General features: G+C 41.7%; 16 protein-coding genes. 9 read left to right on the forward strand and 7 right to left on the reverse strand.

The annotated features are described in order from the left end of the window. Positions 1-68 precede the first annotated feature (68 nt). Positions 69-350 (forward strand): UDP-3-O-acyl-N-acetylglucosamine deacetylase, encoded by a 282-nt coding sequence (locus JEU79_RS10330; RefSeq protein ID WP_281401058.1) that lies wholly within the window; start codon positions 69-71, stop codon positions 348-350. 130 nt (positions 351-480) lie between these two features. Here JEU79_RS10330 and galE read toward each other — a convergent pair whose 3' ends face one another. The 5 genes from galE to dapC all read right to left on the reverse strand — a co-directional run bounded on the left by galE (position 481) and on the right by dapC (position 5,212). Further along, a complete protein-coding gene (gene galE / locus JEU79_RS10335) occupies positions 481-1,494 on the reverse strand; it encodes a UDP-glucose 4-epimerase GalE (RefSeq protein ID WP_198264051.1) in 1,014 nt (337 codons plus the stop codon). Positions 1,495-1,513: 19 nt separating this feature from the next. Further along, positions 1,514-2,647, reverse strand: a complete 1,134-nt coding sequence (gene dapE, locus JEU79_RS10340) for a succinyl-diaminopimelate desuccinylase (protein ID WP_198264052.1) — start codon at positions 2,645-2,647, stop codon at positions 1,514-1,516. Positions 2,648-2,698: 51 nt separating this feature from the next. Continuing rightward, positions 2,699-3,046, reverse strand: coding sequence for an ArsC family reductase (locus tag JEU79_RS10345; RefSeq protein ID WP_198264053.1), 348 nt, complete (start codon positions 3,044-3,046; stop codon positions 2,699-2,701). 132 nt (positions 3,047-3,178) lie between these two features. Then, positions 3,179-4,000, reverse strand: a complete 822-nt coding sequence (dapD, locus tag JEU79_RS10350; RefSeq protein ID WP_198264054.1) for a 2,3,4,5-tetrahydropyridine-2,6-dicarboxylate N-succinyltransferase — start codon at positions 3,998-4,000, stop codon at positions 3,179-3,181. 3 nt (positions 4,001-4,003) lie between these two features. Then, complete coding sequence (gene dapC / locus JEU79_RS10355; protein ID WP_198265958.1) at positions 4,004-5,212, reverse strand: succinyldiaminopimelate transaminase; 1,209 nt, start codon at positions 5,210-5,212, stop codon at positions 4,004-4,006. Positions 5,213-5,312: 100 nt separating this feature from the next. Between dapC and JEU79_RS10360 the strand changes: the two genes are divergently transcribed. Then, on the forward strand, positions 5,313-5,699 hold the full coding sequence (locus JEU79_RS10360; protein WP_198264055.1) for a VOC family protein: 387 nt from the start codon (positions 5,313-5,315) through the stop codon (positions 5,697-5,699). Positions 5,700-5,788: 89 nt separating this feature from the next. Here JEU79_RS10360 and glnD read toward each other — a convergent pair whose 3' ends face one another. Continuing rightward, positions 5,789-8,524 carry a [protein-PII] uridylyltransferase gene (gene glnD, locus JEU79_RS10365; RefSeq protein WP_198264056.1) on the reverse strand — a complete coding sequence of 912 codons (2,736 nt, stop codon included), beginning with the start codon at positions 8,522-8,524 and terminating at the stop codon, positions 5,789-5,791. A 63-nt stretch (positions 8,525-8,587) separates the two neighbouring features. Next, the gene (gene map, locus JEU79_RS10370; RefSeq protein WP_198264057.1) at positions 8,588-9,352 is read right to left on the reverse strand and encodes a type I methionyl aminopeptidase; all 765 of its coding nucleotides are present in this window, start codon (positions 9,350-9,352) and stop codon (positions 8,588-8,590) included. Positions 9,353-9,710: 358 nt separating this feature from the next. Between map and rpsB the strand changes: the two genes are divergently transcribed. The 7 genes from rpsB (at position 9,711) to ispC (ending at position 15,856) form a co-directional block, all read left to right on the forward strand. Further along, the gene (rpsB, locus tag JEU79_RS10375; RefSeq protein ID WP_198264058.1) at positions 9,711-10,472 is read left to right on the forward strand and encodes a 30S ribosomal protein S2; all 762 of its coding nucleotides are present in this window, start codon (positions 9,711-9,713) and stop codon (positions 10,470-10,472) included. 145 nt (positions 10,473-10,617) lie between these two features. After that, the gene (gene tsf / locus JEU79_RS10380; protein ID WP_198264059.1) at positions 10,618-11,496 is read left to right on the forward strand and encodes a translation elongation factor Ts; all 879 of its coding nucleotides are present in this window, start codon (positions 10,618-10,620) and stop codon (positions 11,494-11,496) included. Between the two features lie 109 nt (positions 11,497-11,605). Then, entirely contained in the window at positions 11,606-12,316 is a 711-nt protein-coding gene (gene pyrH, locus JEU79_RS10385) for a UMP kinase (RefSeq protein ID WP_281400862.1), read from the forward strand. Positions 12,317-12,432: 116 nt separating this feature from the next. Further along, the gene (gene frr, locus JEU79_RS10390) at positions 12,433-12,990 is read left to right on the forward strand and encodes a ribosome recycling factor (protein WP_198264061.1); all 558 of its coding nucleotides are present in this window, start codon (positions 12,433-12,435) and stop codon (positions 12,988-12,990) included. A 1-nt stretch (position 12,991) separates the two neighbouring features. Next, positions 12,992-13,741 (forward strand): undecaprenyl pyrophosphate synthase, encoded by a 750-nt coding sequence (gene uppS, locus JEU79_RS10395; RefSeq protein ID WP_198264062.1) that lies wholly within the window; start codon positions 12,992-12,994, stop codon positions 13,739-13,741. A gap of 6 nt (positions 13,742-13,747) precedes the next feature. Continuing rightward, complete coding sequence (locus JEU79_RS10400; protein WP_198264063.1) at positions 13,748-14,590, forward strand: phosphatidate cytidylyltransferase; 843 nt, start codon at positions 13,748-13,750, stop codon at positions 14,588-14,590. A 60-nt stretch (positions 14,591-14,650) separates the two neighbouring features. Continuing rightward, positions 14,651-15,856, forward strand: a complete 1,206-nt coding sequence (ispC, locus tag JEU79_RS10405) for a 1-deoxy-D-xylulose-5-phosphate reductoisomerase (protein WP_198264064.1) — start codon at positions 14,651-14,653, stop codon at positions 15,854-15,856. The last annotated feature ends 8 nt before the right edge of the window (positions 15,857-15,864 follow it).

Genomic DNA, 15,864 nt, shown 5'->3' on the forward strand with positions numbered 1-15,864 from the left:
AAACCCCTTAATCTTCAGCACCTAAGTCGCTCTCGCTACGATTCAACTAATTATTTTAGGATAAAACGATCAAAGTTCAAAAAGGAGATCAATATGCTTTGTTATCACCAGGAATTCAATCAAATATTACAGTTTCTATTGATTTTGAACAAGAGGCCATTGGCGCACAAAGCTTTTCTGTTAATCTGAAGGATAAATCATTACAGCAGGAAATTGCCCCGGCAAGAACCTTTGGTTTTAAAGATCAGATAACAGACTTACATGAACAGGGACTGGCATTAGGTGGTTCATTAAAAAATGCGATTTTAGTCGATGGTCATCGTATTGTTAACCCGGAAAAATTACGCTAGTACACATGTCTTTCAATTATGATGAAATGAATAAAAATACATAGTTGTAAGCTTTTTATAAGAGAGTTTATAAGGCTTCCGGAAAATTGGTTTAGCTAAAATGATGGAAAGCCTTGAACTGTTAAATTTGTTACTCAGGATAACCATCGGGGTTATTACTCTGCCAACGCCAGGTATCCTCAGCCATTTCATCCAATCCATGCTCGGCCTTCCAGCCAATTTCCTGTAAGGCAAAAGCGGGATCAGCAAAACAGGTGGCAATATCACCCGCGCGACGAGCAACTATTTGATAGGGAACTTCTTTGCCAGAGGCTTTTTCTATGGCTTTTACCATTTCTAATACACTATAGCCTTGGCCTGTGCCTAAATTGTATACCACTAAGCCTGGCTTGCTGACTAGTTTTTCCAAGGCTTTGATATGTCCTTTGGCGAGATCAACCACATGAATATAGTCTCTGACTCCTGTGCCATCAGGTGTGTCATAGTCACCGCCAAACACTGAAAGCACTTCGCGCTTACCTACTGCAACTTGAGATATATAAGGAATTAAATTATTGGGAATGCCATTAGGATCTTCACCAATTAAGCCTGATTTATGTGCGCCAACCGGATTAAAGTAACGTAATAGGGCAATATTCCATTGCTTGTCGGCAACAAACAAATCATGGCTGATTTCTTCGATAATAAGTTTAGAACGGCCATAAGGATTGGTGGCAGACAATGGAAAATCTTCAGTAATGGGTACTGTGTGTGGGTCGCCATAAACAGTGGCAGAGGAACTAAACACAAAGTTTTTGACTGCGTGATCACGCATGACTTTAAACAGCACTAAAGTACCTGTCAGGTTAGTCTGATAATACTCCAAAGGCATTTCAACGGATTCGCCTACGGCTTTAAGACCCGCAAAATGAATAACCGCATCAATTTTGTGCTCAGAAAATATGGCCGACAAGCCTTTTTCATCAAGAATATCTTGTTGGTAGAAAATGGTTTCTTTACCGGTGATGGTTTTAACACGTTGCAGGGATTCTTCACTTGAGTTGCACAGGTTATCGACAACCACAACTTCATAACCATTATTAAGTAATTCAACACAAGTATGACTGCCAATATAACCGGCTCCACCGGTAACCAATATCTTCATTTATTATTATCCTAATTTGTTATAACAATTTCTCTAGAATTTTTTCATAGATTAATGATAAATCATCCAGCTCTTGAGTGCCAACACATTCATTGACTTTATGAATGGTTGCATTAAGTGGCCCTATTTCGATTACCTGCGAACCGGTGGGGGCGATAAAGCGACCATCCGAAGTGCCACCAGCCGTTGAAAGTTCTGTTTCAATGCCGGTTATAGCCTTGATGCTAGCCTGTGCGGCTTCAACCAAGGCACCTTCGGCAGTTAAAAAAGGATGTCCGGATAAGACCCATTCTAGATCATAGTCAAAACCATGACTGTCGAGAATTTTTTCGACACGGCTGGCAATTTTTTCTTGCGTGAGCTCTGTAGAAAAACGGAAATTAAACAGGACTTCCACTTCACCGGGAATGACATTGGTTGCGCCAGTGCCAGAATTGATATTGGATATTTGAAAACTGGTGGATGGGAAAAACTCATTGCCCTGATCCCATTCTATTGATGTCAGTTCAGCCAGTGCTGGAGCAACTTGATGAATGGGGTTTTTTGCCAAATGCGGATAGGCTACATGGCCTTGAATACCTTTAACGATTAATTTAGCACCTAAAGAGCCGCGACGACCATTTTTAATGGTATCGCCCAGTTGATTGGTACATGATGGCTCACCCACTAAGCACATATCAATGAATTCATCTTTGTCTTGCAGGTATTCAATGACTTTCACTGTGCCATTAATCGCTGGGCCTTCTTCATCGGAGGTAATTAAAAAGCCGATAGCCCCTTGATGATTGGGGTGATTTTCTACAAAGCGTTCACAGGCTGTCACCATTGCAGCAAGACTGCCTTTCATATCAGCCGCGCCACGACCATAGAGTATGCCATCATTGATTGTGGTTTCAAAGGGGGGAGTATGCCATTGCGCTACAGGACCGGTTGGTACTACATCGGTATGACCTGCAAAAACAAATAAGGGCTTAGCCGCACCGCGTTTAGCCCAAAAATTATCCACTTCACCCAAGCGCAGGCGTTCAATGCTAAAGCCGATTGCTTCCAGACGCTTAATCATCAACTCCTGACAACCTTTGTCATCAGGGGTAATAGAGTCAATATTGATCAAATCGCTGGCCAGTTGCACGGTAGGGCTTAAGTTTGTCATAGAATTTTCCGACCTTGGGTTGTAAAAGTGCTTGTAAATAGAAAGTAAAATTTAGTTGTTAAAAATATCTTGATATTGCTCATCTTTGAAAGCAACATAAAAGTCATTGTCGATGGCCAGTACCGGACGTTTGATAATAGACGTATTGTCCAGCATGATAGCAATCGCTTTGTCTTTGTCAACGTCAGCCTTGGTTTCATCCGGGAGTTTGCGCCAAGTCGTACCGCGCTTGTTGAGCAAAACTTCCCAGCCCAGTGTATCGACCCATGGTGTTAAGGTGGCCTGATCCAGACCGTCTTTTTTAAAATTATGAAAGCTAAATTCGATATTGTTTTCAGTCAGCCAGTCTTTGGCTTTTTTGACCGTGTTGCAATTGGGAATGCCGTATAAAGTGATCATTATTATTGCTCTTATGAAGGGGGGTGTTTTAAAATTTTTATATTGAAAATTAGGCGAGTAGGAAAATTTTATAGTCAAATTGGAAGCAATTTAATAAGGCGGGCAATGCCCACCTTATACGTGATGAGCTGATTAAATGTTTCTTAATAACTCATTAATGCCCACTTTACCCAGTGTTTTAGCATCAACCTGCTTTACAATCACAGCACAATAGAGGCTGTATTTACCATCAGCAGAAGGAAGGTTGCCAGAAACGACAACGGAACCTGCAGGGACACGACCATAGGTGACTTCATCTGTCATGCGGTTATAAATACGGGTACTTTGACCAATGTAAACACCCATTGAAATAACCGAACCTTCTTCAACGATCACACCTTCAACCACTTCTGAACGTGCGCCAATAAAGCAATTGTCTTCAATAATCGTGGGGCCTGCTTGTAATGGCTCAAGTACGCCACCGATGCCAACACCACCTGATAGGTGAACATTCTTACCGATTTGTGCGCAAGAACCAACCGTTGCCCAAGTATCAACCATTGTACCGCTATCAACATAAGCACCGATATTACAATACGACGGCATTAAAACTACGCCCGGAGCAATATAAACGCCTTTTCTAACGGTTGCAGGTGGGACGACACGAATACCGGCTTCACGGAAGTCGCGGGAGTTATAATCCTGAAACTTTGACTGAACCTTATCAAAATAGTTGGTTGAACCGCTTTTCATCAAGTGATTGTCTTCGATGCGGAAAGATAATAATACTGCTTTTTTGAGCCACTGGTGAACGACCCAGTCACCATCAATTTTTTCAGCCACTCTCAGGCGACCACTGTCCAGCATTTGAATGGCTTCCATAACGGCTTCTTTGACGTGAGTGTCAACAGAAACAGGCGTGATTTCAGCTCGGTTTTCAAATGCTTGTTCGATAATCTCTTGCATGTCGCTCATAAATTATTCCTTATAACGCTTTAAATAGGTACGGATACGATTTGCCGCTTCGATGCATTCTTCAAGGGGTGCAACCAGCGCAATTCTTGCATAGCCAAGACCAGGATTAGCCTGACCGGTTTTTCGTGACAGATAACTGCCGGGTAGTACAGTAATATTTTGATCTTGAAATAATTTTGCAGCAAACTTTTCATCGTCGCCACAGGGGACTTTAAGCCAGATGTAGAATGATGCGGGTGGTGCGTGGATTTCAATCACCGGGTTTAAAATCTCAATAAAGGCCTTATATTTTTCCCGATAGGCATCGCGGTTAGCTAATACATGGTTTTCGTCCTGCCAACAAGCAATACTGGCGTATTGTGTAGTGATTGGCATGGCTGAACCATGGTAGGTGCGATACAACAAAAACTTTTTAATAATCTCCGCATCACCCGCAATATAGCCAGAACGCAGGCCAGGTACATTTGAACGCTTGGATAGGCTATTAAATGCTACCAGGTTTTTAAAGTCACTCACGCCCATATCATTGGCTGCTTCCAGCAAGCCAGGTGGTGGGCGGTGCTCTTCTCGATACAGTTCGGAATAACATTCGTCGGAAGCAATAATAAAGTCATACTGATGCGCAATACGAATTAACTTTTGCATTGAAGACTTATCAATGACTTCACCGGATGGGTTGCCGGGCGAACAAATATACAATAGCTGGCAGTGTTTCCAGATGTTAGTTGGAATATTATCAAAATCAGGTAAAAAATAGGTTCTTTCGCAGGCATTGACGAAATAGGGTGTTGCACCGGCGAGAATAGCCGCCCCTTCATAAATTTGATAGAAGGGATTAGGCATAACCACTAAGGGATCTCTCTCCTTTCGGTCAATAACTGCCTGAGCAAAGGAAAACAATGCCTCGCGAGTACCATTGACAGGTAATACTTGAGTCTCAGGATCAAGTTGATTTTCATTTAGCTTGAAGCGCCGTTCAATCCAACTGGCAAGGGTTTGGCGTAATGCAGGCATACCCCGGGTGGATGGGTATTGGGCCAGACCATTAAAATTATTTTTAATCGCATCAAAGACAAAGCCCGGAGGCTCGTGTTTAGGCTCACCAATGGATAAGGCGATGTGCTTTAACTGACCATTGGGATTAATGTTTTTCTTTAATTCCGCCAGTTTTTCAAATGGATAGGGTTTCAGTAATTCTAATGCAGGGTTCATTCCGTCATTTCTCAAAATCAGATCCGGCTATTATAAAAGAATTATTGCCCCGGCATCAAATAAACTTTGCTATTTTTCCCTATGTTCATACAATAATGTCATGAAAAATCATTCTATCTTTCTCCGACTTCACCATGGTAGCCTTATCGTTAAGGATTTAAGCCGTTCCTTGCAGTTTTATTGTGAGGTTATTGGCTTGCAAAAAAATCTACAACGTCCTGATATGAGTTTTGAGGGGGCTTGGTTAGATATTGGAGAGCAACAAATTCATTTATTAAAGTTGCCAGCAACAGAACAGCCTGTCAATATGCCGGAACATGCAGGCCGTGACCGTCACTTGGCTATTCATGTGACGAGCATCGATGCTATAAGGGCTAATTTAGCAGCAAAAAAACTACCTTTCACCATGAGCCGTTCAGGACGGGAAGCCTTATTTTGCCGCGATCCAGATGGCAATGGACTGGAGTTTATTAAAGTAGAAGGTTAAGCCGTAAAACTACATCACTTTATAAATACAATTGCACCCGTAGGATGCTGCTGAGGAACGAAGCGCATCAGCATGAATTAACTTCAAAACTAATTAATCGCTTCAATCCGTCGAATAATCGCTTTACGAATACCTTCCTGTTGTTTGATATCAGTAATCATTTGGTTGTTTCTATCCCGGATCACAAATACATCTTCAACTTTTTCACCAAAGGTAGATATTTTGGCATTATCCAGAGAAATTTGGCATTCGATCAATGCCTGGCCAATATGTGAGAGTAGGGATGGACGGTTTGCCGCTGAAATGCTCATCAAGGTTTGATTGTTTTCTAAATCCTCATCAAATTGCACGAGGGTTTCATGGGAAAATTGTTTTTCACTACGGCTGAGACGCTGGGTGATCGTAGGCAGTTCCAATTCATCTTTTTCAGCTCTATCCTGAGCCAGATTTTCTTCGAGTGATAAACGAATAGTTGCGATGCGTTCTTCATCCGTGACGACAGAACCATCGGCTTCCAGTACAAAATAAGTGTGATAGATGTAACCATTGGATGATGAAATTGTTTTAGCTTCAATCACATCGAGTAAGAGTTGTGAGAGTGTAGAGGTGACTAAAGAAAAAATATAGTCCTGCTTCTTAGTGTAAATAAAAATTTCTGTACCACCGTGTTCACCCAAAGTACTGATAAGCACCAGCGGTTTATCGGCTTCAGATGTATGGCTGTCGGAGCCAAGGCTTAAAATAGCCGCAGTTTGCCAGACAATTTCTTTAGGCTGAAACTTAATAAAATATTCATCAGGCAAAGTAGACCAAAGTGCCATAATATCCGCTTGGGCAATGTTTTTATCGGATAATTTATCCAGTGCAATCGTTTTGAAGTTTTTTATGTATTCCTCTTGACGTTGAGGATTTTCTAAGCCTTTATTTAAAGCTACTTTGGTTAAGTTGTATAGTTGTGATAGGAGCGAACCTTTCCAACTATTCCAAATTTTGGGACTGGTAGCACGAATGTCAGAAACTGTCAGCATATAGAGATAATCAAGATACAGGTTATCGCCGACCTGTAAGGCAAACTCATGAATGACGCCAGGATCATTAATATCCTTACGCTGGGCGGTTGAAGACATGATCAGATGATTGCGTACCAACCAGGTAACCAAGCGAATATCCTGATGGTTGAGATCGTGTTTTTGACAAAACTGTTCAACATCAACGGCACCAAGTTCAGCGTGTTGGCCACCACGTCCTTTGGCAATGTCATGAAATAATGCTGCCAGATACAAAAGCTCAGGCTTGGGCAGCGTCTTAGCGATTTTACTACCCAGAGGCAACTCATCATCGTGTTTTTCAACAAATAAACGACGGGTATTACGCAATACTTTTAAAGTATGTTCATCCACGGTATAGGCATGATATAAATCGTGCTGCATCTGTCCTACAATCTGTTTGAACTCAGGGATATAAGCCTCTAATACGCCATAACGATTCATGCGCCGCATCTCGTGGGTAATACCAAAAGGCTGGCGGAGAATTTCCATAAATAAACTACGGCAACGTAAGTCTTTGCGAAAACTATCATCGATAAGATAATTATTGGCACGGATAAGGCGAATGGTGCTGGCGCGAACGCCTTTTAATTTGGGATCCTGGCAAAGCAAGAGAAAAATTTCTAAGAGTGCAAAGGGATATTGGCGAAAGATGTTTTTATTCGCAGCAGCAATATAGCCCTTGTAGTTAATGAAGCGACGATTAATTTTTTTCGGCTCAGTCGTGGCATCACTGAAAATAATCACTTCCTGAAAATATTGCAGAAGCATTTCATTGAGACGTTCTAATTGCATCACTGTTTGATAATAGTCAGTCATAAAGCACTCAACGGCTAATTTTCCCGCACAATCCTGACAGCCAAATTGCTGTGCTAACTCGCGTTGATAATCAAATAATAAGCGTTCTTCATGACGTTTGCATAAAACATGCAGGGCAAAACGGATTTTCCAAAGAAAATTCTGGCCATTTTCTAATTGCTCAAATTCATAGGGGGTCAGAAAGTTGTGTCCGACTAATTGTTTCAGACTGTCCACATCAAAGTGACGTTTTGCTACCCAGCCTATGAGCTGAATATCGCGTAGACCGCCAGGGCCTTCTTTAATATTGGGTTCGAGATTATAGGCTGTTTCATTAAACTTTAAGTAACGCTGGTTTTTTTCTTGGATTTTAGCGGCAGTGAATGTTTTGGTTGGCCATAGATTATCGGGGCTTAATTGGCAGGCAAGTTGCTCATAGAGCTTCTGATCGCCAGTAATTAAACGGGATTCCATCAAATTACTGATGATAGTAATATCATCCTCAGCTTCTTTGATACATTCGTCTACGGTGCGTACGCTATGACCAATTTCCAGTCCAATATCCCATAGTAGGGTAATGAACATTTGCAGGTTTTCAACAAAGGCCTTATTGGCATCGGATTGCTCATCTAAACAGGCTTCATCCAGACAATGTTCTGCATCGTGCAATAAAAGTAAATCAACATCACTATGAGGGTGTAACTCACCGCGACCATAACCACCAACGGCCAGCAAAGCGGCATTTTCGCCTAAATTATAATATGACCAGGCAAGGCTAAGAATAATATCAATGGCCTGAGAGCGTTCATGGATTAAATGAACAACATTATGTTTTTCCTGAAACTGTAGTATTTGTTTTTCATAAACCGCTTTAACTGCTGCTTTTAGGGGAATTAATGGCGTTTTACTTTGTGCCAACTCAGCTTCAAGTGAGTTGAAATCAAATAATACTTCAAGAGAAGGGGAGATGCTGAGTGGCATTAATGGATTCCTAAATAAATATTGATGAGTTTTTTAATTATTAGCAATTATTGTAGTAACTAATTAGCGTTCTTCATCACGAAGCGTGAGCACTTCATAGCCATCTGAGGTGACGAGAATAGTATGCTCCCATTGTGCTGATAAACTCCGATCCTTGGTGACAACGGTCCATTTATCCGGCAAGACTCGCACTTGACGTTTACCGGCATTGATCATGGGTTCAATGGTGAAGGTCATGCCTTCTTCCAGTTGTTCTTTGGTGCCGGGCTTACCATAATGCAGTACTTGTGGATCTTCGTGAAAGTTCACTCCAATGCCATGACCGCAATATTCTCTGACCACTGAAAAGTTGTTTTTTTCCGCATGTTGGGCAATCGCATGGCCAATATCACCGAGATGAATGCCGGGCTTAACCATTTCAATGCCGGTAAATAAACATTCATGACTGATACGGCAGAGACGCTCGGATAAAATAGAGGGCTTGCCGACTAAAAACATCTTGCTGGTATCGCCATGATAGCCATCCTTGATGACGGTAATATCAATATTAATAATATCCCCGCTTTTGAGCTTTTTATCACTGGGAATACCATGGCAAATTTGATTGTTGACCGAAGTGCAGATAGACTTTGGAAAACCATGATAATTAAGGGGCGCTGGTATCGCTTGCTGTTCGTTGACTATATAGTCATGGCATATTTTATCCAGCTCATCGGTGGTGATGCCAGCATTGACGTGGGGGGCAATCATTTCCAGTACATCGGCTGCCAACTTACCAGCAATGCGCATTTTTTCAATTTCTTCAGGGGTTTTTATACTAATGCTCATGACTCAACTTCTTTTTAGAAAATCCAATCCGCATTATACCTACATTTGACAAAATCTAGCAAAAAAACTGCCAAAAGAAGGCCAATATTTATTCCAGAGATGAATTTATGGAAGAGCATTAAAAAGATAAATGCGAATTAAAAGAAATATTGTTGTTTAGCTGGTTTTATGGAATAATATGCACGCCTTGTTATACGTAGATGTCTAATAAGGTTTTTTATTATTCCGACCCTCTATCGACACGTAAATCCGGGTGCCTGGACACGATTATTACTGCTTAATTGCTTAATGATGGTGAAAAATCAGGTTGGTTTATGGGATATTGGGAAGATTTAACCCCTATACAAAGGAATTTATCATGGCAAAAGTTACAATGCGTCAAATGCTTGAAGCAGGCGTTCATTTCGGTCACCAGACTCGTTATTGGAATCCAAAGATGGGTCAGTACATCTTCGGTGATCGCAACAAAATTCATATCATCAACTTAGAAGCAACATTGCCTATGTTCAATGATGCAATGAACTTCATTGGTCAGATTGCAGCTAAGCGTGGCAAAATCTTATTCGTTGGCACCAAGCGTGCAGCGGGCAAAGCCGTTAAAGAACAAGCATTACGTTGTGGTATGCCTTATGTCAACCACCGTTGGTTAGGTGGCATGCTGACTAACTTTAAAACAGTCAAGCAGTCTATCAAACGTTTAAAATACTTAGAAAAAGCCTCAGAAGATGGTACTTTTGATACCTTGACCAAAAAAGAAGTTCTAATGAACTCCCGTGAAATGGAAAAGCTAGAAAAGAGTCTTGGTGGTATTAAAGATATGAACAATCTACCTTCAGCTGTTTTCATCATTGATGTTGGCCACGAAAAAATTGCTGTGCTAGAAGCTAACAAGCTAGGCATTCCAGTCATTGGTGTTGTTGATACTAATAACAAAGCTGATGGCATTGATTATATCATTCCTGGTAATGACGATGCGATTCGTGCCAACAATCTGTATACAGAAACAGCAGCAGAGTCAGTGCTAGATGCTAAAGCGGCGAGCACAGAAAAGGTTGCCTCTGATGAGTTTGTTGAAGTTGACAACTCTAATAAGGGTGCAGCAACAGCAGAAGCATCTTAATACGTCTCAATACGTAGAGCATAGTCTGCTGAGCGCTACTAATATAGTGTCTCAGCGGACTCAAAACAATCCAGAATTATAATCGGGCAGTAGATAGGTCAATGCGATCACTACTGCCCGTTTTGAATAAACGAGGTCAAAAAAAATGGCAATTACTGCTGCAATGGTTAAAGAACTACGTGAGCGCACAGGCGCTGGCATGATGGAATGTAAGAAATCATTGGTTGAAACTGATGGTGATATTGAAGCGGCTATCGAATTAATGCGTAAAACGGGTCTGGCTAAAGCAGACAAAAAAGCCGGTCGTATTGCTTCTGAAGGTAAAGTTGTGGTTGAATTCAGTGCTGACAACAAAAAAGGTGTTATGTTGGAAGTGAACTGTGAAACTGACTTTGTTGCCATGGGCGACGAGTTTGGTGATTTTGCCAGTGCGGTTGCTAAGCGTATTCTAGCGGATGATCCTGCTGACGTGGCGACATTATTAGAGCTGTCTTTAACTGACGGTTCTGAAAGCATCAACATCATTCTAAAAACAATGATTGCTAAAATCGGTGAAAACATGTCGGTACGTCGTTTTATGACCTTTGAAACTGAAGGTGAGTTAGGCGCATACCTACACGGCACTAAGATTGGTGTAGTGGTTGATATGAAAGATGGCAATCAAGAGTTAATTAAAGATGTCGCCATGCATGTTGCCGCCAGTAACCCTAAAGGTCTGGACGAGTCTTCTTTAGACGCAACTGAACTGGCCAAAGAAAAAGAAATCGCAGCCGCTGAAGCCGCTAATAGTGGTAAGCCTGAAAATATTATCGAGAAAATTGTCGCAGGTAAGATCAAGCGCTTCATTAAAGATAACACTTTAGTGGGTCAGCCTTTCGTTAAAAACCCTGACATCACTGTCGAGCAATTAGTTAAAGATGCCGGTGCAACTATTCTTGGCTTTACCCGTCTGGAAGTTGGCGAAGGCATTGAAAAGAAAAATGAAGACTTTGCAGCAGAAGTAATGGCACAGATTGGCGGTTAAACGCTTTTTTTAGCAGGGCAGGTATTCATTGGCCTGCCATCACTGTTTAATGAGTACTGCTGGCGGGCAATGTCCGTCCTACAAAAAACAAATAAAAAAGGAGCAGCCTGTGAGCGCAAAATATCAAAGAGTCCTATTAAAACTCAGTGGTGAGGCATTGATGGGAGAACAAAATTTTGGTATTGACCCGCAGGTGCTGACTTACGTTTCTCAGGAAATAAAACGTCAAATTGACAAGGGCATACAAGTAGGTCTTGTTATTGGTGGCGGTAATATTTTCCGTGGCGTTGGTTTGGCTGCTTCTGGAATGGATCGCGTTGCAGGCGATCACATGGGTATGTTGGCAACCGTCATCAACTCTCTAGCGATGCAGGATTCACTGGAAAAAAATGGTGTGCCTGCCCGCGTTATGTCAGCTTTACCTATCCATCAAGTCTGTGAAGACTATATTCGTCGTCGTGCTATTCGTCACCTGGAAAAGGGACGGGTTGCAATCTTTGCTGCCGGTACTGGCAATCCCTTCTTTACTACAGATTCTGCTGCTAGTTTACGCGGTATTGAAATAGAAGCGGATATTGTTATCAAAGCAACTAAAGTTGACGGTGTTTATTCTGCTGATCCAGTTAAAGATCCGAGTGCTACTATGTATGACAATTTGACATTCGATGAAGTCTTAGAAAAGAAACTTAATGTCATGGATACGACTGCTATTGTATTATGTCGTGATCATAATATGCCAATTCGGGTTTATAATATGACCAAAGAAGGCGCTTTAGATAAGGTAATGAATGGTGAGCAAGAAGGAACGCTGGTCAAATAATTACGCAAGCTAAAGTTTTAATCCTATAGCAAAGTTTAAAAAAAAGTGTTTAACCTATTTCTGATATTTGGTGTTTAAATTAGAATTCAGAAATTTTGGGAATTTGGGAGAATGATGTGATTAATGAAATTCAAAACGATGCAGATGCTCGCATGAGCAAGAGCATCGAATCCTTAAGACAAGAATTAACAAAAGTTCGAACGGGGCGTGCCCATACCAGTTTACTCGATAGTATTACTGTTGATTATTATGGTAATGAAACGCCTTTAAATCAGGTCGCTAATATCTCTATTTTGGATTCCAGGACTCTATCGATTCAGGTTTGGGAAAAACAAATGACACCGGTCGTAGAAAAAGCCATTATGAAATCAGACTTGGGGCTAAATCCAAGCACCAGTGGTGATTTGATGCGCATTCCTTTACCGCCTCTGACCGAAGAAACCCGCAAAGGGCTTATCAAAGTGGTTCGTAATGAAGGCGAAAATGCTAAAGTGGCCATTCGTAATATTCGTCGCGATGCCAATGGCTCTCTAAAAGAGTTAGAAAAAGATAAAGATATATCAGAAGATGAAGAACGTCGTGGACAAGACTTTGTGCAGAAATTGACTGATAAGCATGTTAAAGCAATTGATGATATCCTTTCGGTTAAAGAAAAAGACTTGATGGAAATCTAGCATGTCAGCGGATAATCCCACTCGTGCCAAAGGCAATGCCCTTAAACATGTCTGCATCATTATGGATGGTAATGGTCGTTGGGCAAAAAAACGCTTTATGCCTCGCTTTGCAGGGCATAAAGCGGGCTTGAGTGCATTACGCAAAATTGTTGCTGCCTGTGTTGAAGAAAAACTGGAAGTTTTAACCGTTTTTGCCTTTAGTAGTGAAAATTGGCGTCGTCCGGAAAAAGAAGTGGGCCTGCTCATGGAGTTATTTGCCACGGCTCTGACTCGTGAAGTAAAAAAACTCAATGAGAACAATGTACAATTACGTGTGATTGGTGAATTATCTGCTTTTTCAGATAAAATCAGAGGTCTGATTGACGATGCAGTGGCTTTAACTGCGGACAATGATGGTCTGGTCTTTAATATTGCTGCTAATTATGGTGGCCGTTGGGATATGGCTCAGGCTACTCGTCAGATTGCGCTTAAAGTGCAGGCTGGCGAGATGAAGGCAGACGAAATTGACGAAACCACCATAGAAGCACATCTTTCTATGAGTGGCTTGGCTGAACCGGACTTGTTCATTCGTACCGGTGGTGAGCAACGCATCAGTAATTTTGTTCTTTGGCAATTAGCCTATTGCGAATTTTTCTTTACCGATACCCTATGGCCAGATTTTAATAAAAAGATTTTTCTCGATGCTATTGACTCTTTTCATGCCCGACAAAGACGATTTGGCCGTACCGGTGAACAATTAAAAGAAGAATAACACTGCATGTTAAAACTAAGAGTTATTACCGCTTTAATCCTATTTCCCCTTGCCGTCAGTGGCATTTTGTTTTTACCTAAGCACTATTTTGCCGCTCTGTTTGGCTTGGTCATGTTATTGGGTGCGTATGAGTGGGCGGGCTTTGCTAAATTCCCTTCCGTATTGGCAAAACTAGCCTATGTGTTGATGGTGGCAGTGATATTGCTCTCTATATGGCTGCTTAATTTTATTTTGCCGATGAACTTTATGAATGGCCTTGCGGCGGTATTTTGGCTTTTTGCCTTCGTGTTATTAGTCGCCTACCCCAAAAGTGCTAGCTTCTGGAGTGGCAAAATTATCATTATTTCCATCATGGGCTTTTTTCTATTAAGCATTGCTTGGTATGCCGTGGTTAAAATTCATGAAATTGAAGCATTGCAATTTGCTCAAACACAAATAAGTGGCCCGTATTTATTGCTCTCGTCTATGATGTTGATTTGGGCGGCGGATACCGGTGCCTATTTTTCTGGCAAGCGTTTTGGTAAAAACAAACTTGCACCTAAAGTCAGCCCTGGAAAATCCATTGAGGGTGTAATGGGTGGCTTATTATTAGCGGTATTGATTGTTATTCTATTTACCGCATGGCATGGCGGTCAGTTGCAAGACTATTTTAATGTTATCGGTATTACACTGGTGACGGTTATCTTTTCTGTTATTGGTGATCTTATGGAAAGTATGTTTAAGCGTCAGGCCGATATCAAAGACAGTGGCAATATACTGCCCGGACATGGTGGCATCTTAGATCGTATCGATAGCATCACTGCGGCTTGCCCAGTATTTTTAATCGCACTATCATTGGTGTATCTATAAATTTTGAACGAATTGGAATCAATCGATTCTAAGTCAGAATGAGTTAATGAGAATCTCTGCATGATCAATGTAGCAATATTAGGATCAACTGGGTCTATAGGTACCAGTACGCTGGATGTGATTGCCAGACAGCCAGAACGCTTTTGTGCCTATGCACTCACCGCCAATAAAAATGTTGAACGGATCTATGAGCAATGTGTGCAATTTTCCCCTGTCAAAGTGGTAATGGTCGATGAAGCTTCGGCTCATACATTAGAGCAACGCCTAAAAGCTAATGCTCAAACTTCTCATATTCAAGTGTTCTCGGGCAGCCAGGCTTTGGATGATATTGCCGCTGATAAAGACGTCGATTATGTCATGGCAGCCATCGTAGGCGCGGCTGGACTTAATTCATCGCTAGCGGCGGCACGTAGTGGCAAGCGAATTTTACTAGCCAATAAAGAATCATTGGTGATGTCCGGTGACTTGTTTATGCAAGCGGTAAAGGATAATGATGCGATATTATTACCCATTGATAGCGAGCATAATGCCATTTTTCAGTCGATGCCGGAACAATTGACCCGTAATGGGGCGAGTATTGATTCGGGTAATGCCTTATTACTTGCCGGTGTAGAAAAAATTCTGCTGACAGCCTCAGGTGGGCCGTTTTTAAGTAAAACACTGGATGAATTACATCATGTCACACCGGATCAAGCCTGTGCTCATCCGAATTGGGAAATGGGACGGAAAATATCCGTTGATTCTGCCACGATGATGAATAAAGGACTGGAGGTCATTGAAGCCAGTTGCTTATTTAATGCGACGGCTGATGATATTCAGGTGGTTATCCATCCGCAAAGTGTGATTCATTCTATGGTATCCTATAACGATGGTTCGGTATTGGCGCAATTGGGCAATCCTGATATGCGCACCCCCATTGCTCATGCAATGGCATGGCCGGAGCGCATGAATTCTGGTGTGGCACAATTAGATATCTTTAAGGTTGCGCAATTGAATTTTCAACAAGCGGATTTTGAACGTTTTGTCTGCTTGCGCTTGGCCTATGATGCCCTACGTGCTGGCGGTACAGCTCCGGCTATTTTAAATGCGGCCAATGAAGTGGCTGTTGAGGCTTTTTTGCAGGAACAAATATCATTTACACGTATTGCCGGTATTGTTGAGCAGACTTTAGAGCAACTCAGTAGTGAAGCTGCAACGTCATTAGATATTATTCTTGTTGCTGATACTCAGGCAAGAATAATAGCGACAGGATTGTGTACTGCTTAATATTGGAT

The organism is sulfur-oxidizing endosymbiont of Gigantopelta aegis, from assembly GCF_016097415.1.
In the GTDB taxonomy this organism is placed as follows: Bacteria; Pseudomonadota; Gammaproteobacteria; order GRL18; family GRL18; genus GRL18.

Coding starts and splice junctions, on each gene's coding strand:
- galE (WP_198264051.1), bottom strand. CDS start 1,494: ATGAAGATATTGGTTACCGGTGGAGCCGGTTATATTGGCAGTCATACT.
- dapE (WP_198264052.1), bottom strand. CDS start 2,647: ATGACAAACTTAAGCCCTACCGTGCAACTGGCCAGCGATTTGATCAAT.
- JEU79_RS10345 (WP_198264053.1), bottom strand. CDS start 3,046: ATGATCACTTTATACGGCATTCCCAATTGCAACACGGTCAAAAAAGCC.
- dapD (WP_198264054.1), bottom strand. CDS start 4,000: ATGAGCGACATGCAAGAGATTATCGAACAAGCATTTGAAAACCGAGCT.
- dapC (WP_198265958.1), bottom strand. CDS start 5,212: ATGAACCCTGCATTAGAATTACTGAAACCCTATCCATTTGAAAAACTG.
- JEU79_RS10360 (WP_198264055.1), top strand. CDS start 5,313: ATGAAAAATCATTCTATCTTTCTCCGACTTCACCATGGTAGCCTTATC.
- glnD (WP_198264056.1), bottom strand. CDS start 8,524: ATGCCACTCAGCATCTCCCCTTCTCTTGAAGTATTATTTGATTTCAAC.
- map (WP_198264057.1), bottom strand. CDS start 9,352: ATGAGCATTAGTATAAAAACCCCTGAAGAAATTGAAAAAATGCGCATT.
- rpsB (WP_198264058.1), top strand. CDS start 9,711: ATGGCAAAAGTTACAATGCGTCAAATGCTTGAAGCAGGCGTTCATTTC.
- tsf (WP_198264059.1), top strand. CDS start 10,618: ATGGCAATTACTGCTGCAATGGTTAAAGAACTACGTGAGCGCACAGGC.
- uppS (WP_198264062.1), top strand. CDS start 12,992: ATGTCAGCGGATAATCCCACTCGTGCCAAAGGCAATGCCCTTAAACAT.
- JEU79_RS10400 (WP_198264063.1), top strand. CDS start 13,748: ATGTTAAAACTAAGAGTTATTACCGCTTTAATCCTATTTCCCCTTGCC.
- ispC (WP_198264064.1), top strand. CDS start 14,651: ATGATCAATGTAGCAATATTAGGATCAACTGGGTCTATAGGTACCAGT.